Source organism: Micromonospora sp. BS32, from assembly GCF_059089345.1.
Genome location: NZ_JBSSHR010000026.1, coordinates 1 through 19908, shown reverse-complemented (window position 1 = coordinate 19908; position 19908 = coordinate 1). Strand labels below are relative to the sequence as shown.

Sequence of the window (19908 nt, the reverse complement as noted above, 5' to 3'; positions counted from 1 at the left end):
CGGCCCGGCGGCCGACCGGACAGTTCATCCGTCACTCAGCCGAGATCCGACCCCGCGGTGGAAGCCCCGGGGTCCGCCGATTCGTCCTGACTGTCGACGGCTCGGCGGGTCGGGTCCACGGTGGCCGGTTGGCCAGGCCCGATCCGGTCGGCGGCGTCCTGGCGCGGACGAATCTTGTCGGCCATGCCGGCGGAGCGCAGACCGGGCGCCGGCGGGCGGGCTGCGGCGCTGTCGTCCCGATGAGGTTTCGCGGTCGGCTCCGGGGCGGGGCGAGTTGGCGACGGAGGCTGCTGCCCGCGCCGGCCCGCCGACGGGGTGCTCGGCAGACCGGCGGACGTTCCGGCTGGCGACTTCGGCGACCGGCCCGCCGGTGCCGGCCCGGTCGGTGTCGACTGGGCCGAGGTGGGTGGAACCGACGCGGGTTCCATCGCGGTGGACATGGCGGGGTCCGGGACGGGCGGCACCGGCACGGCGCCGGGGGAAGCATGGGCGTCGGGTGTCGACGGGGTGGTCGGGGCCGCGGGCGGCAGCAGGTGCCGGAGTTCGTCGATGTCGGCCCTCAGCCGGGTGAGGCTCTGGTCGTCGCCGAGGGTGCCCAGCAGCCCCGCGGCGCGCTCCAGGTGGATCCGGGCCTCGGCGTACCGGTGGTCCGCGAGGTCCTTTCGGGCCTTGTCCAGCGTCCGGCCGATCTCTTGTTCGGTGCGGACCGACTGGACCCGGTCGGCGTTGACCAGCTCGGCGACCGGCCACAGCAGGCCGCCCGGCTGGGCCCGGGCCGCACCCAGCCAGAGGCCACCAACGGCGGTGAGCACACTGAGGGCGGCGGCGGTGAGCGCCGTCCGCCGGCGTCGCGGCGCGGCAGGTCCGCTGGTCGCGGCGCTCCGCCGCCGGAGCACCGGCCGGGTCGGGCGCGGCGTGGTGGGCGGTGCCGTCGGTACGTCCCCGCGGGGCTGGCTCTGCTCCAGCGCCTGCTCCACCTGCTCCGATTTCGCCACCAGCTCGGCGCGCCAGTCGGCCAGCAGCGCGGTCACCGGGTCGTCGCCGGGGTGGTCGGGAGGTGGCTGCTCGCCGCGGCAGAGCGCGTCGAGCAGGCCGTCGTCGCGCGAGACCGGGTCCGTCGGCGACGGAGGGGGTACGTCGCTCATATGACCACCCGGGCGAGGGTGTCGCCGGCGAGGGCGCGCAGCCGGGTCAGGGCGCGGTGCTGCGCCAGCCGCACGGCACCTCCGGTCATACCGAGCACGGTACCGACCTCGTCCGCGGTCATGCCGACCGCCAGCCGCAGCACGAGGATCTCCCGGTGTGTCGCCGGCAGTTGCGCCAGCAGTCCGCTGAGCCTGACGCCCAGGTCGGCCGTGACCGCACGGAGTTCGGGGCCGGGGGTCGGGTCCGCAACGTCCGGGACGTCGGGGACGCTCTCCGCGCGGTCCCTGCTCGCCGCCCGGTAGGCGTCGGCGACCTTGCGGGCGGCGATGCCGTAGACGAAGGCGAGGAAGGGACGACCCTGATCGGTGAAGCGCGGCAGGGCGCCCAGCACGGCGAGGCAGACCTCCTGGGCGACGTCCTCGGCGGTGGCGCTGCCGGCGCCGACATGTCCCAGCCGGGCGAGGCTGTACCGCACGACGATCGGTCTGATCCGGGTCAGGACCTCGGCGACGGCGGCCGGGTCACCGGCGGCGGCGCGGCGCACGACGTCGGGAGGCGGTGTATCCATCGCGGTCGCTGGCCCTTCTGCTGCAGCTGGGTCGACGGTAGCTGTCTCAGGTTCCGTCGCCAACAGGTCGCTGATGTAACACCGCGGCGACATCCGCCGATAACCCGGACGAGAGAGGCGAGAGCGCCCCGTCCACCCGGCCCGCCGCACGCCGGGTCCAGTGCCGTGGGTCGCTTTGTCCGTATTTATATATTTCTAGTAACGAATGTTTCTTCTCCCTGGCTGGGACGCTCCGGCTGCGACAGCCTCGGCATGGGCCAACCGCCCCAACCGCACGTGGAGAGGAACCCCCATGCGCAAGACACTGGGCGTCGCGATGCTGACCGGCATCGTCGTCGCCGCCTCGGCGACCGGCGCCACCGCCGCCCCCCGCGCCGAGTCGGACAGCGGCTACATCGTCGTCCTCCGCGCCGACGCCAACTCGTCGTCGATCGCCGCCGAACAGGCCCGGGCCAACGGCGCCACGGTCGGCCACGTCTACGAGCACGCGCTGCGCGGCTACTCCGCGCGGATGAGCGCCACCGCCGCTACCCGCATCGCCCGGGACGCCCGAGTGCTCTTCGTCCAGGCCGACGGAGTGGCGACGGCCGACGCCCAGACCACGCCGACCGGCATCAACCGGGCCGACGCCGAGCTGAGCCCGACCGCGAAGATCAACGGTGCCGACGAGCGGGTCAACGTCGACGTCGCGGTCATCGACACCGGCATCGACCTCACCCACCCGGACCTGAACGTCTACACCGCCGGCGCCAAGAACTGCTCCACCGGCGCCAGCGCGAACGACGGCAACGGCCACGGCTCGCACGTCTCCGGCACGATCGGCGCGCTCGACAACGGCATCGGCGTCGTCGGCATGGCCCCGGGCGCCCGGCTCTGGCCCGTCCGGGTCCTCAACAACGCCGGCAGCGGCACGTTCTCGGACATCATCTGCGGCATCGACTACGTCACCGCGCACGCCAGCGAGATCGAGGTCGCCAACATGAGCCTCGGCGGGTCCGGCTCCGACAGCGCCTGCGGCAGCAACAAGGACGCCATGCACGAGGCGATCTGCAGGTCCGTCGCCTCCGGCGTGACCTACGTCGTCGCGGCCGGCAACGAGACCGACAACGCCGCCAACCACGTGCCCGCCGCCTACGACGAGGTCATCACCGTGAGCGCCCTCGCCGACTTCAACGGCCTCCCCGGTGGCGGCGCGGCGTCCACCTGCCGCAGCGACGTCGACGACACCATCGCCGACTTCTCGAACTTCGGCGCGGACGTCGACCTGATGGCGCCGGGTGTCTGCATCTACTCCACCTGGAAGGGCGGCGGCTACAACACCATCTCCGGCACCTCGATGGCCAGCCCGCACGCCGCCGGTGGCGCCGCCCTCTACAAGGCGACCCACCCCACCGCCACCCCGAGCGCCGTCAAGTCGGCCCTCCAGGCTGCCGGTACCACCAACTACAGCTGGCCGGCCGGTGACCCGGACGGCATCCAGGAGAAGCTGCTCAACGTCGCCACCTTCTGATCGCCGATCGGTCGTCCCGGCCCGGACCCCGGGCCGGGACGACCAGCTCAGACGACCGCCGGCTGGAGCTGATGGGGCATGTTCCAGCCCTCGGCGAGTTTCGACGGATGCACGTTGCGTCCACCGCCGAAGAACTCGCAGAACTTCATGATCAGCGGGTCCCAGCCGAGCGGGTCGACATAGTGCGTCCCCGGGATGACCAGGTCCTCCTCGATGTGGGCGCGAAGGATCTCGACCTGGAAGGCGGTGGCATCAGCGGTGGGACTGCCGAAGGGGTACGTCGAGACGACCCTGCATTCCAACTGGACCGGGCATTCCGCGACCCGAGGCGCCCGGACCAGCTCTGCTGCCTGCTCGGTCAGCTGCGCGGCCGAGAACTTGTCCGGCTCGTACCGGTAGCCCTGCGCCGCCTTGTGTTCCGGCACGGCCGATTTGCCAGTGGTGAGGGCGATCCGGTCCACGGCGTCGACCATCGCCGATGACGGCAGGTTGAGCACACACTCGCGTTCGCGCAGCAGGTTCGCGGTCGTCTGGCCGCTGTTGCCGAGACCGAGCATGCAGGACTGGCCCAGCCACCACGCGGAGGACATCGGTGCGAGGTTCGCAGTGCCGTCCTCGTTACGCGAGCTGATCAGCACCACCGGCGTCCCGAAGTACAACACCTTGAGCCCGGGGACCACGTGCATTCGTCAGCCTTTCACGGGATGTGAGCAGAAGAGGCTCGCCACGAGGCGCGCGAGCCGTCAGCGACTCTCCCTGAAGCAGGCGACGGCTGCTGGCGGCGATCGGACCTAGCGTTCCGGCAGGGTGTGCGTATCCGGAAACGGGGAGGATTGTTCACAGCTCCAACCAATCAGCGGTGTCGATCGCTGTCGGGGTGGCCTAGGGTGCCGATCAACGGCATGAACGTTCCTCCGAGAGGAGTGACCCGTGACCCACCACCGCCACGTCCGCCGTCCACTCATCCTCGCCCTGCTCCTCGTCGCGGTCACCGCGCTGGCCGTGCCGGTGCCGGCCACCGCCGCGACCTACCCCTACCAGGATCCGACGCTGCCCGTCGCCACCCGCGTCACCGACCTGCTCTCCCGGATGACCCTGGACGAGAAGATCGGCCAGATGACCCAGGCCGAGCGCGGGTCGGTGACCGCCACCGACCTGACGACCTACCGGCTGGGCTCGCTCCTCTCCGGCGGCGGCTCCGCACCCTCCCCCAACACCGCCACCAGCTGGGCGGACATGTACGACACGTTCCAACGGTCCGCCCTCGCCACGCCGCTGGGGATCCCGATGATCTACGGCGTGGACGCCGTGCACGGGCACAACAACGTCGTCGGCGCGACGATCTTCCCGCACAACATCGGGCTCGGCGCGACCCGCGACCCGGCCCTGGTGCAGCGGATCGGCCAGGCGGTCGCCGAGGAGGTCTCCGGCACCGGCATCGACTGGGACTTCGCGCCCTGCCTCTGCGTGGCCCGGAACGACCGCTGGGGTCGTACGTACGAGTCGTTCGGCGAGACTCCGGACCTCCCGTCGGACATGACCACCATGGTCACCGGCCTGCAGGGCACCACGCTGAACGGGCCCACGTCGGTGCTCGCCACCGCCAAGCACTACCTGGGCGACGGCGGCACCACCGGCGGCGACGACCAGGGCAACACCGAGCTGTCCGAGGCGGAGCTGCGGGCGATCCACCTGCCGCCGTTTCAGGCAGCCGTGCAGCGCGGCGTCGGTTCGGTGATGATCTCCTACAGCAGTTGGAACGGCGTCAAGCTGCACGGCAACCAGTACCTGATCAGCACCGTGCTCAAGGGAGAGCTCGGCTTCACCGGATTCGTCGTCTCGGACTGGAACGGCATCGACCAGATCGACGGCGCCTCCGGCTTCACCGCCGCCGAGGTCACCGCCGCCGTCAACGCCGGCATCGACATGGTGATGGTGCCGACCGCCTGGAAGACCTTCATCAGCACGCTGCGCGCGGAGGTGCAGAACGGCCACGTCCCGCTCAGCCGGATCGACGACGCGAATCGGCGCATCCTGACCAAGAAGTTCGAGCTGGGTCTCTTCGAGCGCCCGTACACCGACCGGAGCTGGACGCCGAGCGTCGGCAGCACGACGCACCGGGCACTCGCCCGCCAGGCGGTCCGGGAGTCCCAGGTGCTGCTGAAGAACACCGGCGGGGTGCTGCCGCTGGCCCGGGACAACAACAAGATCTTCGTGGCCGGCAAGAACGCCGACAACATCGGCAACCAGAGCGGCGGCTGGACCATCTCCTGGCAGGGGTCCTCCGGCAACATCACCCCCGGCACCACCATCCTGCAGGGCATCCGAGCCGCGGTCGGTCCGACCACGACGGTCACCTACAACCAGCGCGGCACCGGCATCGACCGCACCTACCGGGCCGCCATCGCGGTGGTCGGCGAGACACCGTACGCAGAGGGACAGGGCGACCGGACCGGCAGCATGAGCCTGGACCGGGACGACCTGCGGACCATCTCGACGCTGCGCAACGCCGGCGTCCCGGTGATCGTGGTGCTGGTGTCGGGCCGCCCGCTCGACATCGCCGCCGAGCTGCCCCGCTGGGACGCGCTGCTGGCGTCCTGGCTGCCCGGCACGGAGGGTGACGGGGTCGCGGACGTCCTGTTCGGCGCCGCGGCACCGACCGGCAAGCTCCCGATGACCTGGATGAACTCGGTGAGCCAACAGCCGATCAACGCCGGCGACGGGCAACTGCCGCTCTTCGCGCAGGGCTACGGTCTGACGTACTGACCGTCCGGGGGCCGCCGGACCTGCGTCCGGCGGCCCCCTTCATGCACCGGCGGTCAGCACCGCCCCCGGTCGGGCGTCGCTCAGCGCAGCGGTGGGTTCGCGTAGGTCACCAGTTCGAGGGCCTGCTCGTCGAACCAGGCTCCGGCGGCCGGGTCGGCGATGCCGCCCCGGGCCGGGTCGTGACCGGTGCCGGTGCCCCGGTCGCACTGCCCGTCGGACTGACCGGGTGTCTTGATCCACAGGAACGCGTCGGCAAGCGGCTCACCGGTCGCTGTGGTGGGGCGCAGGCCGAGGCCACGGTCCGGCGGGTTGCACCAGGTCTGCGGGTCCGGCCAGCTCACCCCGGCCGGCGCGGTCCACGGGCCCTGGCCGTTGCGGCTGGTGTCCACCACGAAGTGGGCGAGCCGGTCGTCGGAGACGTCACCGACGTTCTCGTCGTACCAGGCGTCGGTGCGGCCCCAGGTGCTGAAGTCGGTGGGATCGGCCGGGTAGTACTGACTGGCGCACCAGTCGAAGTGGCCCCGCGCCCACTGCGGACCTTCGGTGCCGTAGTAGACGCACTTGGAGATCCAGTTGCCGAACTTGAGCTGCCGCTCGGTGGTCTCGTAGTTCGATACGTTGAGGAAGAACCCGTCGGCCTTGCGGACGCCCGCCTTCACCAGCCGGTCGGCGATGTCGCCGACGCCCAGCCAGGCGCTGTGCGTGCCGTCGAGGTAGACGCTCGTGCGGGGCAGCGCGGTCAGCACGTCGACCGCGTAGTTGAGCATCGCGAAACGGTCGGCGGCGGCGGTGGCCGGGTCGGCCTCGGCCGGCCTGCACCACTCCTGATTGCCGTTGATGGTGGTGTACCAGGGGATGATGCCTAGGCCGTCCGGCTCCAGCATGACGGCCACCTCGCCGTCGCCGATTCCGGCGGCGAAGGCATCGATCCATGCCTCGTACTCGGCGACCGAGGTGGCGCCGCCGGCCGAGTACTGGGCGCAGTCGCGGAACGGGATGTTGTAGGCCACCAGGACCGGCACGGTCTTCTTACCGGCGGCCCGCTTCACTTCGGCCCTGACCGACTGGGTGAGCGCGTGCCCGGAACCCCCAGTCACCCAGACCGCCTGCGGTGTACGGATCATGGCGCGCAGCTCAGCCGCGCGGGCGTGCTGCCCGGCCGCGGTGAGGGCGGCGATCTGCTCGACCGCCCCGTGATCCGGGCGCGGGGTGTAGAAGGTGGTGTCGTCGGGGATGGCCGCGCCGGCGGGCGCGGCGGAGAGGGGTACGGCCGCGGCGAGCGTCGCGGCGACGGCGGCGAGACCGGTCACGGCTCGCCGGCGCAAGGGGGTCAGGGCCACGTGGTTGCTCCTGATCAGCGACAGGTCGGGCTGTGGGAGCGTTCCCGCAGCCCATCCGACGATGCCCCGCGCAGGGTCGACTGTCAATGTTTCACCGGTGTTTCGTCGCCGGCCGGGTGGCTGCGGTGAACCGTCCTACCAGGTGGCGGCCTGCGGCGGTAACGACCGGGGCAGGTGGCGTCAGCGCAGCCGTCGTGCGGTGAACGTGGCTGGTGGCTCGGCGATCGCGTCCTGGGCGGCGATCAGCTGGATCTCCCGGGTGCCCGCCGCGAGGGTGGCCTCGAGTACGGCGAAGACGGAGGCGATGGTGCGTTCCAGTGCCGTCGCGGGCGAGCCCGTCGTGCACAGGTGGGCGAGGTACAGCGCCGCGGTGACGTCGCCGCCGCCGTTCGGGCTGATCGGCAGCAGTGGCGTGGTCACCGCCCAGGCGCCTTCGTCCGAGACGGCCACCACCTCCAGCGACCCCGCCGGGACGTCGCCGTGCAGCACGCTGGTGACCAGGACGTGCCGCGGTCCCGTCTCGCGCACCACGTCGACCGCCTCCAGCAAATCTGTCAGCGAGTTCGTCGTACGGCCGGCGAGGAACTCCAGCTCGAACTGGTTCGGGGTGATGATGTCCGCGCGCGGGACGACGGTGTCCCGCAGGTACTCCGGGATGCCCGGCCGGACGAACATCCCCCGGCCGGCGTCGCCCATCACCGGGTCGCAGCAGTACACCGCGTCCGGGTTGGCCGCCTTGACCTTGTCCACCGCGTCGAGGATCACCGCGCCCATCGCCGGGTCACCCTGGTAGCCCGACAGCACCGCGTCGGCGCTGCCGAGGACCCCGCGGTCCGCGATGCCGGCGATCACCTCGGCCACGTCGGCCGGCGCCAGCAGCGGCCCACGCCACGCGCCGTACCCGGTGTGGTTGGAGAAGTGGACCGTCAGTACCGGCCAGACCTCGTGCCCCAGTCGCTGGAGGGGGAAGGCGGCCGCCGAGTTGCCGACGTGGCCGTAGGCGACCGAGGACTGGATGGACAGAATCTTCACCGGATCATCATGGCGGTTCCCGCCGGTGCCGCGCGCACTGCCCGCCGTTCGTGTCGGGTGACCCACTCCGGGTCAGCGGGTCGTGCGGGGCGTCCGTCGGCTGCCGAAGGATTCCATGGTGGTGGCCTTCTTCGCCGGCGCCCGGGTGGCCGTGGTCGTCCGGGCACGTGCCGGCGCGGCCTTCTTGGCCGGCGCCTTCTTCGCCGGCGCCCTCGTCGCGGGCGCCTTCGCGGTGCGCGTCGGGGCCGCCGTCGCGGCGGTGTCCTTCTTGCGGGCCACGCGCGCCGTGGTCGGGGTGGGCTTTCCCCCCGGCGTCTTGGCCGCGCTCGCCCCGGTGGCCCGCTTCGTGGCGGTCGCGACCTTCTTCGCCGCCGCCTTCCGATTCATCGGGGCCTTGGGCGCCCCGGTGGACTTCCGGGCGCCGGTGGGCCGGCTGGCGGCCCCGGTCGTGCTCCGTCGAGCGTCGGCCATCGTCGCTCCTCCTCCGGGTGTGCTGCTGAAGCCCGCGCCGATGATGCGGCCGGCGGGCCCGGTCCCTGTGCGGCCGGGCGGGCGACGCGGCCCGCCCGGCAGCGGTGTCTTCCCCCGGCCCCGACCCGCAAACTTTCGCTGCCGCGTCTGGTGGTCGCCGCGAGCGGGGGGCCCACGCCCCACCGGCGAGGGTCGCCGGCAGGCGGTGAGCGCACGCTAGGCTGTTCGGCACCAACGCGGCGGAGTCCACGACGGAACAGCAGCTCGTCCAGAACCGCAGAGAGGTGCCACCGGTCCATGGACAGGCCCGTGCCGAGACGGCCCACGCTCGCCGAGGTCGCCGAGCGCGCCGGGGTGTCCCGCTCCGCCGCATCCCGGGCCATCAACAACGCGCAGTACGTCAGCGGAGCCAGGACTTCATGACGGCCAACAAGATCAGCTGGGCCACCTGGTCCCTGACGACCAAGAACGAGGGATCCGCCTTCCTCACGCCGACCTCGTCACTGAGCGGCCCCTGGACGGACGCCGACCTGTCGGCAGCCGGCCTCTTCCTGAAGAACAAGTTCTGACGTAGGTTCCGCTCGGGCCCGGCGACCCTCGGGCGCGCATCGGCCGCACGGGCCGGTTGATCCCCTCGATCGACCGGTCCCGTGCGGCCGATGCGCGGTCTGCGACCTTCAGGCACGGCCGATCCACCACCACGAACGCGACTCGATCGGATCTGAGCCAACTCGGTCTACAGACAGGCCGCGGACCAGCACAAACTACGCGCCGACGCGTCCGAGCGCCCGCCGCGCCGCGCGGCGTACGAAAATACTCGAAGGAATCTCCGCGGAGCGTGTCGGATCGAGGCGGCGGCGTTCGTAGCAGGGGTGGAAGGCGGCCCAAGGGGGCGGCCACGCGACGACAGGAGATCATCCCGATGGCGCAGTACCTGATTTCCGTTCTCTTCGACACGACCAGCCTCGCCACCGCAGAGGAGATGGCCGCGATCGACGTCTTCAACGAGCAGCTCCAGGCCGACGGCCACTGGGTCTTCGCCGGCGGCCTCGCGTCGCCCAGCACGGCCACCGTCATCGACGGTCGGGACACGGAGCCGGTGTTCACCGACGGGCCCTACCTGGAATCGAAGGAGCACGTTGCCGGCTTCTGGATCATCGAGGCTCCGCACCTCGACGTGGCGCTCCGGCTCGCCGCCCTGGGGTCGAAGAGCTGCAACCGGAAGGTCGAGCTCCGGCCGATCCTGGGCGCATGACCGACGTCGGCGAGGTGATCGCCCGGGTCCACCACGAGGAGTGGGCCCGGGTGGTCGCGACCCTGGCCAGGCGCTTCGGCGACCTCGACATCGCCGAGGAGATGGCCGCCGAGGCGTTCGCGACCGCCGTCGAGCGCTGGCCGGTCGACGGCGTCCCTCCGAGTCCCGGCGCGTGGCTCACCACCACCGCCCACCGCAAGGCCATCGACCGGATCCGGCGCGAGGTCAGGCGCGAGGAGAAGCACAAGGAGGCGCTGATGCTGTCCGACACCCCTGCGCCGCTCGGCGCCATCGACGACGATCGGCTCCGCCTCGTCTTCACCTGCTGTCACCCCGCTCTCGCCATGGAGGTACGGATTGCGCTGACCCTGCGGATGGTCGGCGGGCTCACCGTGCCCGAGATCGCCCGCGCGTTCCTGGTCCAGGAGACCGCCATGGGCCGGCGGATCACCCGCGCGAAGGCGAAGATCAAGGCGGCGAGGATCCCCTATGGCGTGCCGTTGCGGGAGGACCTCCCGGCCCGGGTCACCGGGGTGCTCGCCGTCCTCTACCTGATCTTCAACGAGGGCTACCTGGCCTCGGACCCCGAGAAGGAGGCGGTCCGCAGCGACCTGACCGCCGAGGCGATCCGGCTGACCCGGCTGGTCCGTGCCCTGATGCCGGCCGACGGCGAGGTAGCCGGACTCCTGGCGCTGATGCTGCTGACCGAGGCCCGCCGGGCGGCGCGGGTGTCGGCGAGCGGTGAACTCGTCACCCTCGGCGAGCAGGACCGCGGCGCCTGGGACCGCGAGCTGATCGCCGAGGGCCACACCCTGGTCCGCGCGCGCCTCGCCTCCGGCCAGCCGCCGGGGCGTTACCAGATCCTCGCCGCGATCAACGCCGTGCACACCGACGCCCGCGACGTCCGTGACACCGACTGGTCGCAGGTCGTCGCGCTCTACGACCAGCTGGTCCGCCTCGACCCCTCGCCGATCGTGCGGCTCAACCGGGCGATCGCGGTCGCCGAGTTCGACGGCCCGGAGGTCGCCCTGGCGGAGGTGGACGGGTTGCCGCTGGAGGGCTACCACGCCTTCCACGCCACCCGCGCCGACCTGCTGCGCCGGCTGGGCCGGAGCGAGGAGTCGCGGGCGGCGTACGACCGGGCCATCGGGCTGGCCGGCAACACCGCCGAGACGGCGTACCTCATCCGTCGCCGCGACCAGCTGGCCGGCCGCGCGGGCTCCATCGACCCGCCCTCGCACGCATCAACAGCCACGCCGGAGCCGGCGCACTAAGCTGAGCCAACTCGGGTCCTACTGTTCCTCGTCCTCCGACGGCGCCCTGTCCGACGTCCGGGCGTCTTCGTCGGTCAGGGCATCGTTCGACCGCTCACCGGAGCGGGGAAGGCGACGCCGGAGGTCGTCCGCCTCCTCCTCGATCGTCCGTTCGCTCTCGTGCGGCTGCTGCGACATCGGACCTCCACCGGCCGAGGACAGGGTGACGACCGGTTACCCGGCCCGGCGGAGAAGACACGACGGTCGGCGGGCGTTCACCGCAGCCGCCGTCGGCTGTCTCCCGGCGAGCCGGCGCACGGACGGCTCAGCGGGCGGCGTCCGGATGCCCGGGCATGCCGGAGCCGCCCGCGCTGCCGCCCGACGCGCCACCGGCGACACCCGAACCGTCGTCCTCGGTCACCACGTCCGGCCCGACGCCCTCGGCTGCCGGTACGTCGGTGTCCGCCTCCACCTGGACGAGCCGGGCCTGGCCGGCCTCGTCCTCGGCATGCTCCGGATCGACCGGCTGCTTTCCTTGGCGCGCCTGGTACCCCACGGTCGTCTCCCGTCGGTGGCGGGTCTGTCCGGCGACGGCTACCCGGCGCCGTGGAGGCGAAACCTTCCCGCCCTGGTCAGCCGGGGTCGGCGACGAGCCGACGCTCGATGGTCACCGTGGTGCCCTCGGCGCCCGGCACCAGTCGCACCTCGCCGTAGGCGTTCATCAGGGTGGCGCCGCGCCCGCGGTCCATCGCCGGCCGGCGGTCCCGCCAGGTGCCGAAGTCGCGGACGGTGACGCGGGCCGTCCCGTGGACCATCTCGAGCCGTACCTGGACCTCGGGTCGGGTCGGCTGCTGCGCGTGCTCCACCGCGTTGTTGAACGCCTCGGACGCGGCCACCAGCAGGTCCTGCACGACGTCCGGATCCACCTGCCAGGTCTGGAGCAGGGTACGCAGGTCGCGACGCATCGCCGAGGCGGAGATGGCCGCCGAGGGGTAGCTCCAGACCGTGTCGGCCGGTGGCGACCCGTTCGCGCCCGGAGCGCCGGCGCCCGGCAGGTGCTGACCTTCGACGGTCGGCGTCACCGTGCCTGCCGGCGTCACCGTGCCCGTCCGCGCCACGGTCGGACCGGTGTCGCCCGTCCGGCGCTCCGTCGGGGCGGGCGAGGCGGGTGCCGCCGGGACGCCGCCTGGGACTCCGGCCGGAGGCGACAGGGGTTCCGCGCCATCGGCCGGGGGGGCCGACCGCCGCCGGGCCGCGGCGTGCAGGGCGGCGCGTACCCGGACCACCAGATCGGCGGCGGTGAAGGGCTTGACCAGGTAGTCGTCCGCACCGAGGTCGAGCCCCTCGGCGGCGGCGTCCGCGCCGGCGCGGGCGGAGAGCACCAGCACCGGCAGCGCCCGCGTCTCCGGACGGCCCCGCAACGCGCGGACGAGCGCGAAGCCGTCGACCTCGGGCATCATCACGTCGGTCAGCAGCAGAGCCGGCGGGTCCCGCCGGATGGCGGCGAGGGCCTCCCGGCCGTTGCCGACCGTCTGCACCTGCCACCCGCGCTCGGTCAGCAGCCGGGTCAGGTACGCGCGCATGTCGGCGTTGTCGTCCGCGACCAGGATCCGGGCCCCGCGTTCACCCGTCCCACCCGGCTCGCCCGGTACGGCAGCGGTGAGCCCGCTTCCGCCGGAGTGGTCCGCCAGCCAGCCGGTGGCCTCCTCGGCGGCGGCCCGGGCGGAGTCACCGAGGCCGCCGGCCGGCGCCAAGCTGTCCGTGCCGGCCGCCACCGTCGCCCAGGGCAACGCCACGGTGAAGGTGCTGCCCGCACCGACCCGGCTGTGCACCCGCACGTCACCGCCCTCGAGCCGGGCGAGTTCGCGGACCAGGGCCAACCCGATGCCGCTGCCCTCGTGGCTGCGGGACCGGACGCCCTTGACCCGGTGGAAGCGTTCGAAGAGCCGGGGCAGTTCCTCCTCGGCGATGCCGACACCGGTGTCGGCCACGGTCAACCGCAGCTCGGTCGGGTCGGCGTGCAACCCGATCCTGATCCCCCCGACGAAGGTGTGCTTCAGCGCGTTGGACAGCAGGTTGGTGACGATCCGCTCCCAGTTGGCCGGATCGAGGTTCACCGGTCGGGGAAGCGGTGGGCAGTCGACCTCCAGGCGCAGCCCCGCCCGCTCCACCGCGGACCGGAAGACGCCGGCCAACTCGGCCGTCAGCTCCGCCAGGTCCACCCGGCGGACGTGGCTGCTCGCGCGTCCCGCCTCCAGGCTGGAGAAGGTCAGCAGGCTGTTGACGAGGGTGAGCAGGCGGGTGGCGTTGCGGCGGGCGATGTCCACCCGTTCCCGCTGCTGCGGCGGCAGCGGATGCTGATCGTCGGCGAGCGCGTCGGCCAACGGGCCGAGCATCAGCGTCAACGGGGTGCGGAACTCGTGGCTGACGTTGGTGAAGAAGGTGGTCTTGACCCGGTCGAGTTCCGCCAGCGCCTCGGACCGTCGGCGTTCCTCCTCGTACGCCCGGGCGTTGCGCACCGCGACCGCCACCTGCTGCGTCAGCAGCTGGAAGAACGACCGGTACGCCTCGTCGAGAGCGCGGCTGGGGCTGACCGCGGCCAGCAGCACCCCGAGGGGCTGGCCGGCCCCGGCGGGGGGTAGCGGCAGCGCGAGGGCGCCGGCCACCGGCTCGCCCCACGCCCCGGCGGGCAACGTCAGCGTGTCGGCCACCCGGTCCAGCTCGGCGGCGGCGCCACCGGCGGCGGCCCAGAGCCCCCAGGCGGGATCACCGTCGAGCACGACCTCGGGCAGCGCGGCGGTCACCGCGTCGTCGTCGGTGGCGGCGACCCGGTGCAGCGCCGCACCGTCGCGCAGGTAGATCGCGGCGAACGGCACGTCCAGCCGGTGCCCGCCGATCGCCTCGACCAGGCTCGTGCAGGTGCTGGTCACGTCGACGGTGCGGCCGTCGCCGGGAACCGACAGGTCCCGCAGCAGCCGCAACCGCCGCTCCCCCACCACCTGCTCGGTGACCTCGCTGCACACGGTGAAGATGCCCACCGTACTGCCGTCGTCGTCCCGCGCGGGAGCATGGGAGACGCTGAAGTAGGCCTCTTCCCGGTAGCCGGACCGGTCGAGGAGCAACTGCAGGGCGGGCACCCAACTGGCCACGCCCGTCGCCATCGCCTCGTCGATCAGCGGCGCCAGGACGTCCCACCCCTCGGCGAGCGTCGTCCGGACGTCGTCCCCGAGCGCCCCGGGATGCTTGTCGCCGATCAGCGCCGAGTAGGCGTCGTTGTAGAGCTGGGTGAACTGCTCCCCCCAGAGCAGCAGCATGGGGTACCGGGAGGAGAGGACGAGCCGTACGGCCGCGCGCAGGCTCTGCGGCCAGGCCTCGACCGGGCCGAGCGGGGTCGCCGACCAGTCGAGCCGGGCCATCAGCCGGCCGGTGGCGCTGCCGACGTCGAACAGTTCCTCGTTGAGGTTGGTCACCCGGGGCCACACCTCATCGTCGACCTCGCGCTTCGACACATCCCCGCATCCGGGCCGCGCCGGACGGGCAGGCGGCGCGAACCAGGTCCGCCGGGACGCCCCAGGGGCCGGCGGCCGGGAAGCGCGACACGTCGGACGTGATGTTGGTGGTCATGCCGGGTCCTCCGCAACCCGCCGGACGCCGCCGGCAGTCGCAGCGGAATCCGTCGAGGCCGAGACTAGACCACAAGGACCCCGGAATACCAGCCGAACGGCCGATGCTCCGGCTCCGATCGGGTGACCCCCGACACCGGCGTCGGCGACACGACCGGGTTGATTGCGGGGAAGGAGCATCTGCCGCCCCGCGGGTTTTCGCACGATGGGGAGCGAGACCGATCGCGACAGGGAGAAGGGTGACCGACATGAAGCGTCGACGCAGCAGGAAGGGACCGCTGTTGCAGGCGGCGGTGATCTCGCTGGCCGCGGTGGCGGCGGCAGGCGCCGTCGTACGAGCGCGCCGACGCATGATCGGCGAGGCCGCGTCCGGCGGTCAGGCCGGCCAGGGTGACGGCGTCCTCGCCGCGGTCGGGGCGGACGCCGCTCCCCGTACCGATGCCCCGACCGTCCCGGATCGGATCTCGCGCAAGATCACGGCCACCTCGCGGTAGTCGTCGCGCCGGACCTGAGCGTCGTCCTGCCTACGCCGGGCCGGCCGCCGGTCGGATGACGGTGAACACCGCGCCGGTCGGGTCGGCGAGCGCGGCGACCCGACCGGTGGCCACGTCCCGCGGCGGGACCAGCAGCCGTCCGCCGTGCCGCTGCGCCTGCTCGGCCGCACCGTCCGGGTCGGCCACCGCGAAGTAGACCATCCAACCGGTGGGCAGCAGGGTGTCCAGCGGCGCCGGCAGCGCCAGCCGGCCGGCGACCGGGCGGCCGCCGGAGATCAGCAGGGCGTACGAGTCGTCGGGCGCAGCGGGCGGCACGGTGGCCCGCAACGCCAGGGTGTCGGCGTAGAACCGCTCGACGTCGCCGGGGGCGGTCGTCATGTACTCGTACCAGCAGGGACGTCCCGGCCCCGGCACGCCGACCGGCGACCCGACGCGGACCCGGAAGGCCCCGCCGAACGGGTCGTGAATGTCGTCCCCGTCGACGCGCGCCACCCTTGGCGGCCGCGTCGCGGACGGCCTCGGCGTCGTCGACGGCGAAGGTGGTCCACCAGCGCGCCGGCCCGCCGCCGACGCGCAGCTCGGCGGCCGGCTGGCCGCCGGCGAGCGCGGCGGTCCCGTCGGCCGAGTCGACGTACGTCCAGCCGAGCAGGTCGGCGTAGAAGGCGCGGGCGGCGGCGACGTCGGCTGTGACCAGCGTGACGCTGTCGGGCACCGCCGGCGAGGGGGATGCGTTCACCTGGGTCTCCCAACGGTGGGTCAGCGGTCGGGGTGTCCCGCCGCGGCGGCGGAGGGGTGCCGCTCGTGGCAGAACCGGTCGAGGAGGATGTCCAGCGGGACGGGGCGACCCAGGTGGTAGCCCTGACCCGCGTCGACGCCGAGCCGACGAAGGGCGGGCACCAGCGCGCCGTGCTCGACCGACTCGGCCACCGTGCGCATGCCCAGCCCGTGCGCGGCGCGCACCACGGCGTCGATGAGCACCGGGTCGGCGCCGCCGCGGTCGGCGTGCCGGACGAAGTACCCGGCGATCTTGACGGTGCTGAACGGCAGGTGCTTGAGGTACGCGAACGAGCCGAATCCGGCGCCGAAGTCGTCCAGGCTCAGCCGGCAGGCGTCCACCTCGGCCGCCCGCAGCCGGCCCACCACCCAGTCGCCGAACCCGGGCGACTCCAGGGACCGGGCGGAGATGTTGACATCCAGCCGCATCCCGGCGACGCAGGCCGACGGTTCGGCGAGCGCCGACGTGGCGGTGGCGACCACCCACCGGTCGAGTTCGGCGATGAGGTCGTCGCGTTCCACGGTGGGCAGGAAGTCGGCCGGCGACAGCGGTGGCTGCCGGCCGTCACGCAGCCGGATGAGCAGTTCGTGGCTGACCACCTCACCGGTCAGCAGGTCGACGATCGGCTGGGCGTCGAGGTGCATCCGACGCTCGTCGAGGGCGTTGCGGACCCAGGTCACCACGTTGACCCGCTGCACCGCGTGCCGGTACTGCTCGGGCAGGTAGAGCCGGGCCCGGTTGCGGCCGGCCTCCTTGGCCTCGTACAGCGCCAGGTCGGCGTGGGCGAGCACCGCGTCGCGGCTGTCGCCGGCTTCCACGGAGGCGGCCCACGTAGGACCCATAGATCGCGATGCGCAGTCTATCCAGGAGGACGCCCCGCCGCTCGCCGCGCCCCGCCCGCCCGTCAGCCTCCCAGGGTCGGGCCCACCGGGCCGCGCGGACCGCGGCCCGTGCCGACGGATCCGGGCGGCTCGCCGAAGCAACGAGTGACGTCGACGCCCGGGCCGGCTACCGAGGCGGCGGGCTGCTTCACCCTCCGCGACGTAGGATCGTCTCCGTACCCGGGTCCTGCCGGGGCATGTGCCGGTGTTGGTCGGGTTCAGGTTCCTGCCGGCGAACTCCAGGGGGATTGCGGTGACCGCACGCAGCGCCGAGGTCGACGGCGACGAGCCCTATGACATCAACTACGACGAGCTCTACCGCGACACTGCCGAGTCGGGCGGGCCGCCCTGGGAGATCCGCGGTCCGCAGCCGGCACTCGCCGAGGTGCTCGACGACGGGGTGCGAGGCCCGACGGTGCTCGACATCGGCTGCGGCACAGGCGATCTCGCGATCGCCCTCGCCCGCCGCGGCTACGAGGTGACGGCGGTCGACATCTCGCGGGTAGCGATCGACATGGCCCGCACCAAGGCCGCCGGCGAGGGCCTGACCGTGCACTTCGAGGTGCAGGACGCCACGGCCCTGTCGTTGCCGTCCGCGCCGTTCGACTCGGTGTTCGACTCCGGCCTGCTGCACAGCCTCCACCGCCGCGGCGGCGACGAGATGGACCAATATCTCGCGCTACTGCCGGGCCTCGCCGCGCCGGGCGCGACCGTCTTCGTGCTGGCGGTGTCCTGGACGGCGGGGCACGGCTGGGGCGTGACCGAAGAGCTGCTGCGGGCCAACTTCGCCGAGCCGGAGTGGGTCGGCACGAAGGTCGGGGAGATCGAGGTGGCCGCGGAGACGGGCGGCCAAGAGCTCTCTCTGCCCGGCTTCCTGCTCCGCACGATCCGAGCATCCGACACCTAGCCCCGACGCTGCGCCGACGTCGAACAGTGCCGCCCGAAGGATGGGCGTCGGGCTGCGACAACGAACGCTAGGCATCAACCGCCCGACCAGCCCGAGTCTGGCGGGGCCGGGTAGCAGGCAGGTACTCATCCCACCCGTGTGCGGCGGGCGAGGTGATCCGCTGCCCTAAGGGATGTCTCGTAACCCTGGCGTCTGTCTGCTGAGGACGATCGGTCAGGATGCCTGGGTGCAGGTGATCACCGCAGCCCACCCTGAGTGGATCTTTCCGTTCACCGGGCTGCAGCCCGCCCAGTTCCGCAAGCTGGTCCGCCTGGTCGCCGAGCGTGGCGGTGACGCCATCGCTGACGGCCGGCCGGGCCGGCAATGGGCCCTTGACCTGCCTGACCGGGTGCTGCTGGTGGCAACCTACTGGCGCACGAACCTGACGATGCGCCAGATCGGCCCGCTGTTCGGGGTGTCGCACTCCGCGGCCCACCGGGTCATCGACACCCTCGCGCCGCTGCTGGCCCTGGCGCCGGTGCGCAAGCGGCCCGTCGAGCAGATCGCGATCGTCGACGGGACGCTGATCCCCACCCGCGATCACCGCGTGGCCGCCCGGAGCAAGAACTACCGGTACTCGACGAACCTGCAGGTCGCCATCGACGCCAGCACCCGCCTGGTCATCGCCGTCGGCGACCCGCAGCCCGGCAACCGCAACGACACGATCGTCTACCGCACCTCAGGGATCGACCAGAAGTTGGCCGGACGGCCGGTGATGGCCGACGGCGGCTACCGCCGCAACCCCGAGGTGATCATGCCGTACCGCAAGCCCACCGACGGCAGTTCGCTGCCGGACTGGAAGGAAGCCCTCAACGTCGAGCACCGAACCGTCCGAGCAGGGGTCGAACACGCCCTGGCCAGGATGAAGTGCTTCAAGATCCTGCGCGACTACCGCCGCGCCGCCCACACATTGGCCGACGTCGCTTCCGGCATCGCCAACCTCCACAACATCATCCTCACCGGCTGACCACCGGGCCGGCGCTGGGAAACGCCTTCACCCAGTTACGAGACGTCGCTTAGAGTCGAGGAATCCGTCGACGGGAGGACCATTCATGGAGGGAAGCGACGGGACGAGGTTCCGTACGTCCGCCCGCCTCATGTTCGGTCTTCTGCTGCTGATCGGCTTGCTGGCCTGGATACTCGTCAACGTCGTGCTGTCGCTCGTCGCTGGGCGGACGCCGGCCGATCTGACGAACATTGCCGCGTCAGGTGTCCTCTACGCCGTCCTGTTCAGCGCCTTCTCGCTCGTCCTGCAACGAAGGAACTGGTCATCGGTCGACGTCACCGATTCGGCGCTGGGGATCGTCGAGCGGGGGCGGACGGCGATCTTCCCATGGCAGGCGATCCAGTCGGCGACGGTCCGCCGTCCTGGCCCGTTCGCTCGCCGTCCTCGAGGTCACTTTGCTCGCCGGGGCGGTCGTTCCTTCCGCCACGACGCTTCGTTCACGCATCCGTGCCGGTCAGCCTGTCTACTCGGTCAAGGTCGGTCTGCTTCGGCCCGGGACCGGCGCCCTGCGTACCGAACTTTCCCGTCACCTGCCAACGGCAGCAGCCTCATCCCGAATTCCATCGAGCGACGCCTCCTAGCCCCGGCTGCGGTCCGATGAGGACGTGGCGCCCGGCGGTGACGACATCGCCGACGGCCGGCGGGACCGGTAGTGGACCCCTCCGCCGTCCGGGGGGGCCACACTGAGCGTCAGGAGCAAAAAGGTGTGGAACAACAGTAGGCCCACCCCTGTTGGGGTGGGCCTACTGGAATGGTTGTCCGGCGGCGTCCTACTCTCCCACACCCTCCCGAGTGCAGTACCATCGGCGCTGGAGGGCTTAGCTTCCGGGTTCGGAATGTTA

General features: G+C 72.2%; 22 protein-coding genes, 1 rRNA gene and 1 pseudogene. 10 read left to right on the top strand and 14 right to left on the bottom strand.

From position 1 onward, the window contains the following. Positions 1–35: 35 nt before the first annotated feature. Entirely contained in the window at positions 36–1145 is a 1110-nt protein-coding gene (locus AC5RWQ_RS27225) for an anti-sigma-D factor RsdA (protein WP_494285485.1), read from the bottom strand. Continuing rightward, positions 1142–1714, bottom strand: a complete 573-nt coding sequence (gene shbA / locus AC5RWQ_RS27220) for an RNA polymerase sigma factor ShbA (protein WP_494285484.1) — start codon at positions 1712–1714, stop codon at positions 1142–1144. The genes AC5RWQ_RS27225 and shbA overlap by 4 nt, the downstream gene beginning before the upstream one ends. Positions 1715–2006: 292 nt before the next feature. On the opposite strand from shbA, the gene AC5RWQ_RS27215 reads away from it, so the two are divergent. Further along, entirely contained in the window at positions 2007–3224 is a 1218-nt protein-coding gene (locus tag AC5RWQ_RS27215; RefSeq protein ID WP_494285483.1) for a S8 family peptidase, read from the top strand. Positions 3225–3271: 47 nt separating this feature from the next. Here the strand turns inward: AC5RWQ_RS27215 and AC5RWQ_RS27210 are convergent, their stop codons facing one another. Further along, positions 3272–3910 carry a flavin reductase family protein gene (locus AC5RWQ_RS27210; RefSeq protein ID WP_494285482.1) on the bottom strand — a complete coding sequence of 213 codons (639 nt, stop codon included), beginning with the start codon at positions 3908–3910 and terminating at the stop codon, positions 3272–3274. Between the two features lie 244 nt (positions 3911–4154). On the opposite strand from AC5RWQ_RS27210, the gene AC5RWQ_RS27205 reads away from it, so the two are divergent. Beyond that, on the top strand, positions 4155–5990 hold the full coding sequence (locus tag AC5RWQ_RS27205; protein WP_494285481.1) for a glycoside hydrolase family 3 protein: 1836 nt from the start codon (positions 4155–4157) through the stop codon (positions 5988–5990). An 80-nt stretch (positions 5991–6070) separates the two neighbouring features. Here the strand turns inward: AC5RWQ_RS27205 and AC5RWQ_RS27200 are convergent, their stop codons facing one another. The 3 genes from AC5RWQ_RS27200 to AC5RWQ_RS27190 all read right to left on the bottom strand — a co-directional run bounded on the left by AC5RWQ_RS27200 (position 6071) and on the right by AC5RWQ_RS27190 (position 8833). After that, positions 6071–7330 (bottom strand): glycoside hydrolase family 6 protein, encoded by a 1260-nt coding sequence (locus tag AC5RWQ_RS27200; RefSeq protein WP_494285480.1) that lies wholly within the window; start codon positions 7328–7330, stop codon positions 6071–6073. Positions 7331–7510: 180 nt separating this feature from the next. Next, positions 7511–8362 carry a pyridoxal kinase PdxY gene (gene pdxY / locus AC5RWQ_RS27195; RefSeq protein ID WP_494285479.1) on the bottom strand — a complete coding sequence of 284 codons (852 nt, stop codon included), beginning with the start codon at positions 8360–8362 and terminating at the stop codon, positions 7511–7513. A gap of 72 nt (positions 8363–8434) precedes the next feature. Beyond that, on the bottom strand, positions 8435–8833 hold the full coding sequence (locus AC5RWQ_RS27190) for a hypothetical protein (protein WP_494285478.1): 399 nt from the start codon (positions 8831–8833) through the stop codon (positions 8435–8437). 309 nt (positions 8834–9142) lie between these two features. On the opposite strand from AC5RWQ_RS27190, the gene AC5RWQ_RS27185 reads away from it, so the two are divergent. The 4 genes from AC5RWQ_RS27185 (at position 9143) to AC5RWQ_RS27170 (ending at position 11362) form a co-directional block, all read left to right on the top strand. Beyond that, positions 9143–9256 carry a LacI family DNA-binding transcriptional regulator gene (locus AC5RWQ_RS27185; RefSeq protein ID WP_494285477.1) on the top strand — a complete coding sequence of 38 codons (114 nt, stop codon included), beginning with the start codon at positions 9143–9145 and terminating at the stop codon, positions 9254–9256. Next, positions 9253–9402, top strand: coding sequence for a hypothetical protein (locus AC5RWQ_RS27180; RefSeq protein WP_494285476.1), 150 nt, complete (start codon positions 9253–9255; stop codon positions 9400–9402). Before AC5RWQ_RS27185 ends, AC5RWQ_RS27180 begins: the two co-directional genes overlap by 4 nt. 353 nt (positions 9403–9755) lie before the next feature. Further along, positions 9756–10088: a YciI family protein gene (locus AC5RWQ_RS27175; RefSeq protein WP_494285475.1), complete on the top strand. Its 333-nt coding sequence runs from the start codon at positions 9756–9758 to the stop codon at positions 10086–10088. Then, on the top strand, positions 10085–11362 hold the full coding sequence (locus AC5RWQ_RS27170; protein WP_494285474.1) for an RNA polymerase sigma factor: 1278 nt from the start codon (positions 10085–10087) through the stop codon (positions 11360–11362). The genes AC5RWQ_RS27175 and AC5RWQ_RS27170 overlap by 4 nt, the downstream gene beginning before the upstream one ends. A gap of 18 nt (positions 11363–11380) precedes the next feature. Here AC5RWQ_RS27170 and AC5RWQ_RS27165 read toward each other — a convergent pair whose 3' ends face one another. The 4 genes from AC5RWQ_RS27165 to AC5RWQ_RS27150 form a co-directional block, all read right to left on the bottom strand. Then, the gene (locus AC5RWQ_RS27165; protein ID WP_494285473.1) at positions 11381–11539 is read right to left on the bottom strand and encodes a hypothetical protein; all 159 of its coding nucleotides are present in this window, start codon (positions 11537–11539) and stop codon (positions 11381–11383) included. Positions 11540–11666: 127 nt separating this feature from the next. After that, positions 11667–11897: a preprotein translocase YidC gene (locus AC5RWQ_RS27160; RefSeq protein WP_494285472.1), complete on the bottom strand. Its 231-nt coding sequence runs from the start codon at positions 11895–11897 to the stop codon at positions 11667–11669. Positions 11898–11973: 76 nt separating this feature from the next. Beyond that, positions 11974–14811: an ATP-binding protein gene (locus AC5RWQ_RS27155; RefSeq protein ID WP_494285471.1), complete on the bottom strand. Its 2838-nt coding sequence runs from the start codon at positions 14809–14811 to the stop codon at positions 11974–11976. A 13-nt stretch (positions 14812–14824) separates the two neighbouring features. After that, entirely contained in the window at positions 14825–14965 is a 141-nt protein-coding gene (locus tag AC5RWQ_RS27150; protein ID WP_494285470.1) for a hypothetical protein, read from the bottom strand. Positions 14966–15212: 247 nt separating this feature from the next. On the opposite strand from AC5RWQ_RS27150, the gene AC5RWQ_RS27145 reads away from it, so the two are divergent. Then, a complete protein-coding gene (locus AC5RWQ_RS27145; protein WP_494285469.1) occupies positions 15213–15458 on the top strand; it encodes a hypothetical protein in 246 nt (81 codons plus the stop codon). Positions 15459–15488: 30 nt separating this feature from the next. Here the strand turns inward: AC5RWQ_RS27145 and AC5RWQ_RS27140 are convergent, their stop codons facing one another. From AC5RWQ_RS27140 to AC5RWQ_RS27130, 3 genes and pseudogenes are all read right to left on the bottom strand, one after another. Next, positions 15489–15836 (bottom strand): VOC family protein, encoded by a 348-nt coding sequence (locus AC5RWQ_RS27140; protein ID WP_494285530.1) that lies wholly within the window; start codon positions 15834–15836, stop codon positions 15489–15491. 88 nt (positions 15837–15924) lie between these two features. Continuing rightward, positions 15925–16170: pseudogene (locus AC5RWQ_RS27135) on the bottom strand (VOC family protein); the annotation flags it as partial. A 44-nt stretch (positions 16171–16214) separates the two neighbouring features. Further along, entirely contained in the window at positions 16215–17075 is an 861-nt protein-coding gene (locus AC5RWQ_RS27130; RefSeq protein WP_494285468.1) for an EAL domain-containing protein, read from the bottom strand. A 292-nt stretch (positions 17076–17367) separates the two neighbouring features. Between AC5RWQ_RS27130 and AC5RWQ_RS27125 the strand changes: the two genes are divergently transcribed. From AC5RWQ_RS27125 to AC5RWQ_RS27115, 3 genes are all read left to right on the top strand, one after another. Beyond that, complete coding sequence (locus tag AC5RWQ_RS27125) at positions 17368–18021, top strand: class I SAM-dependent methyltransferase (protein WP_494285467.1); 654 nt, start codon at positions 17368–17370, stop codon at positions 18019–18021. 226 nt (positions 18022–18247) lie between these two features. After that, positions 18248–19027, top strand: a complete 780-nt coding sequence (locus AC5RWQ_RS27120; protein ID WP_494285466.1) for a transposase family protein — start codon at positions 18248–18250, stop codon at positions 19025–19027. An 85-nt stretch (positions 19028–19112) separates the two neighbouring features. Beyond that, on the top strand, positions 19113–19667 hold the full coding sequence (locus tag AC5RWQ_RS27115) for a hypothetical protein (protein WP_494285465.1): 555 nt from the start codon (positions 19113–19115) through the stop codon (positions 19665–19667). A gap of 156 nt (positions 19668–19823) precedes the next feature. On the opposite strand, the gene rrf is transcribed toward AC5RWQ_RS27115, so the two are convergent. Continuing rightward, positions 19824–19908 (bottom strand): 5S ribosomal RNA (rrf, locus tag AC5RWQ_RS27110); the annotation flags it as partial.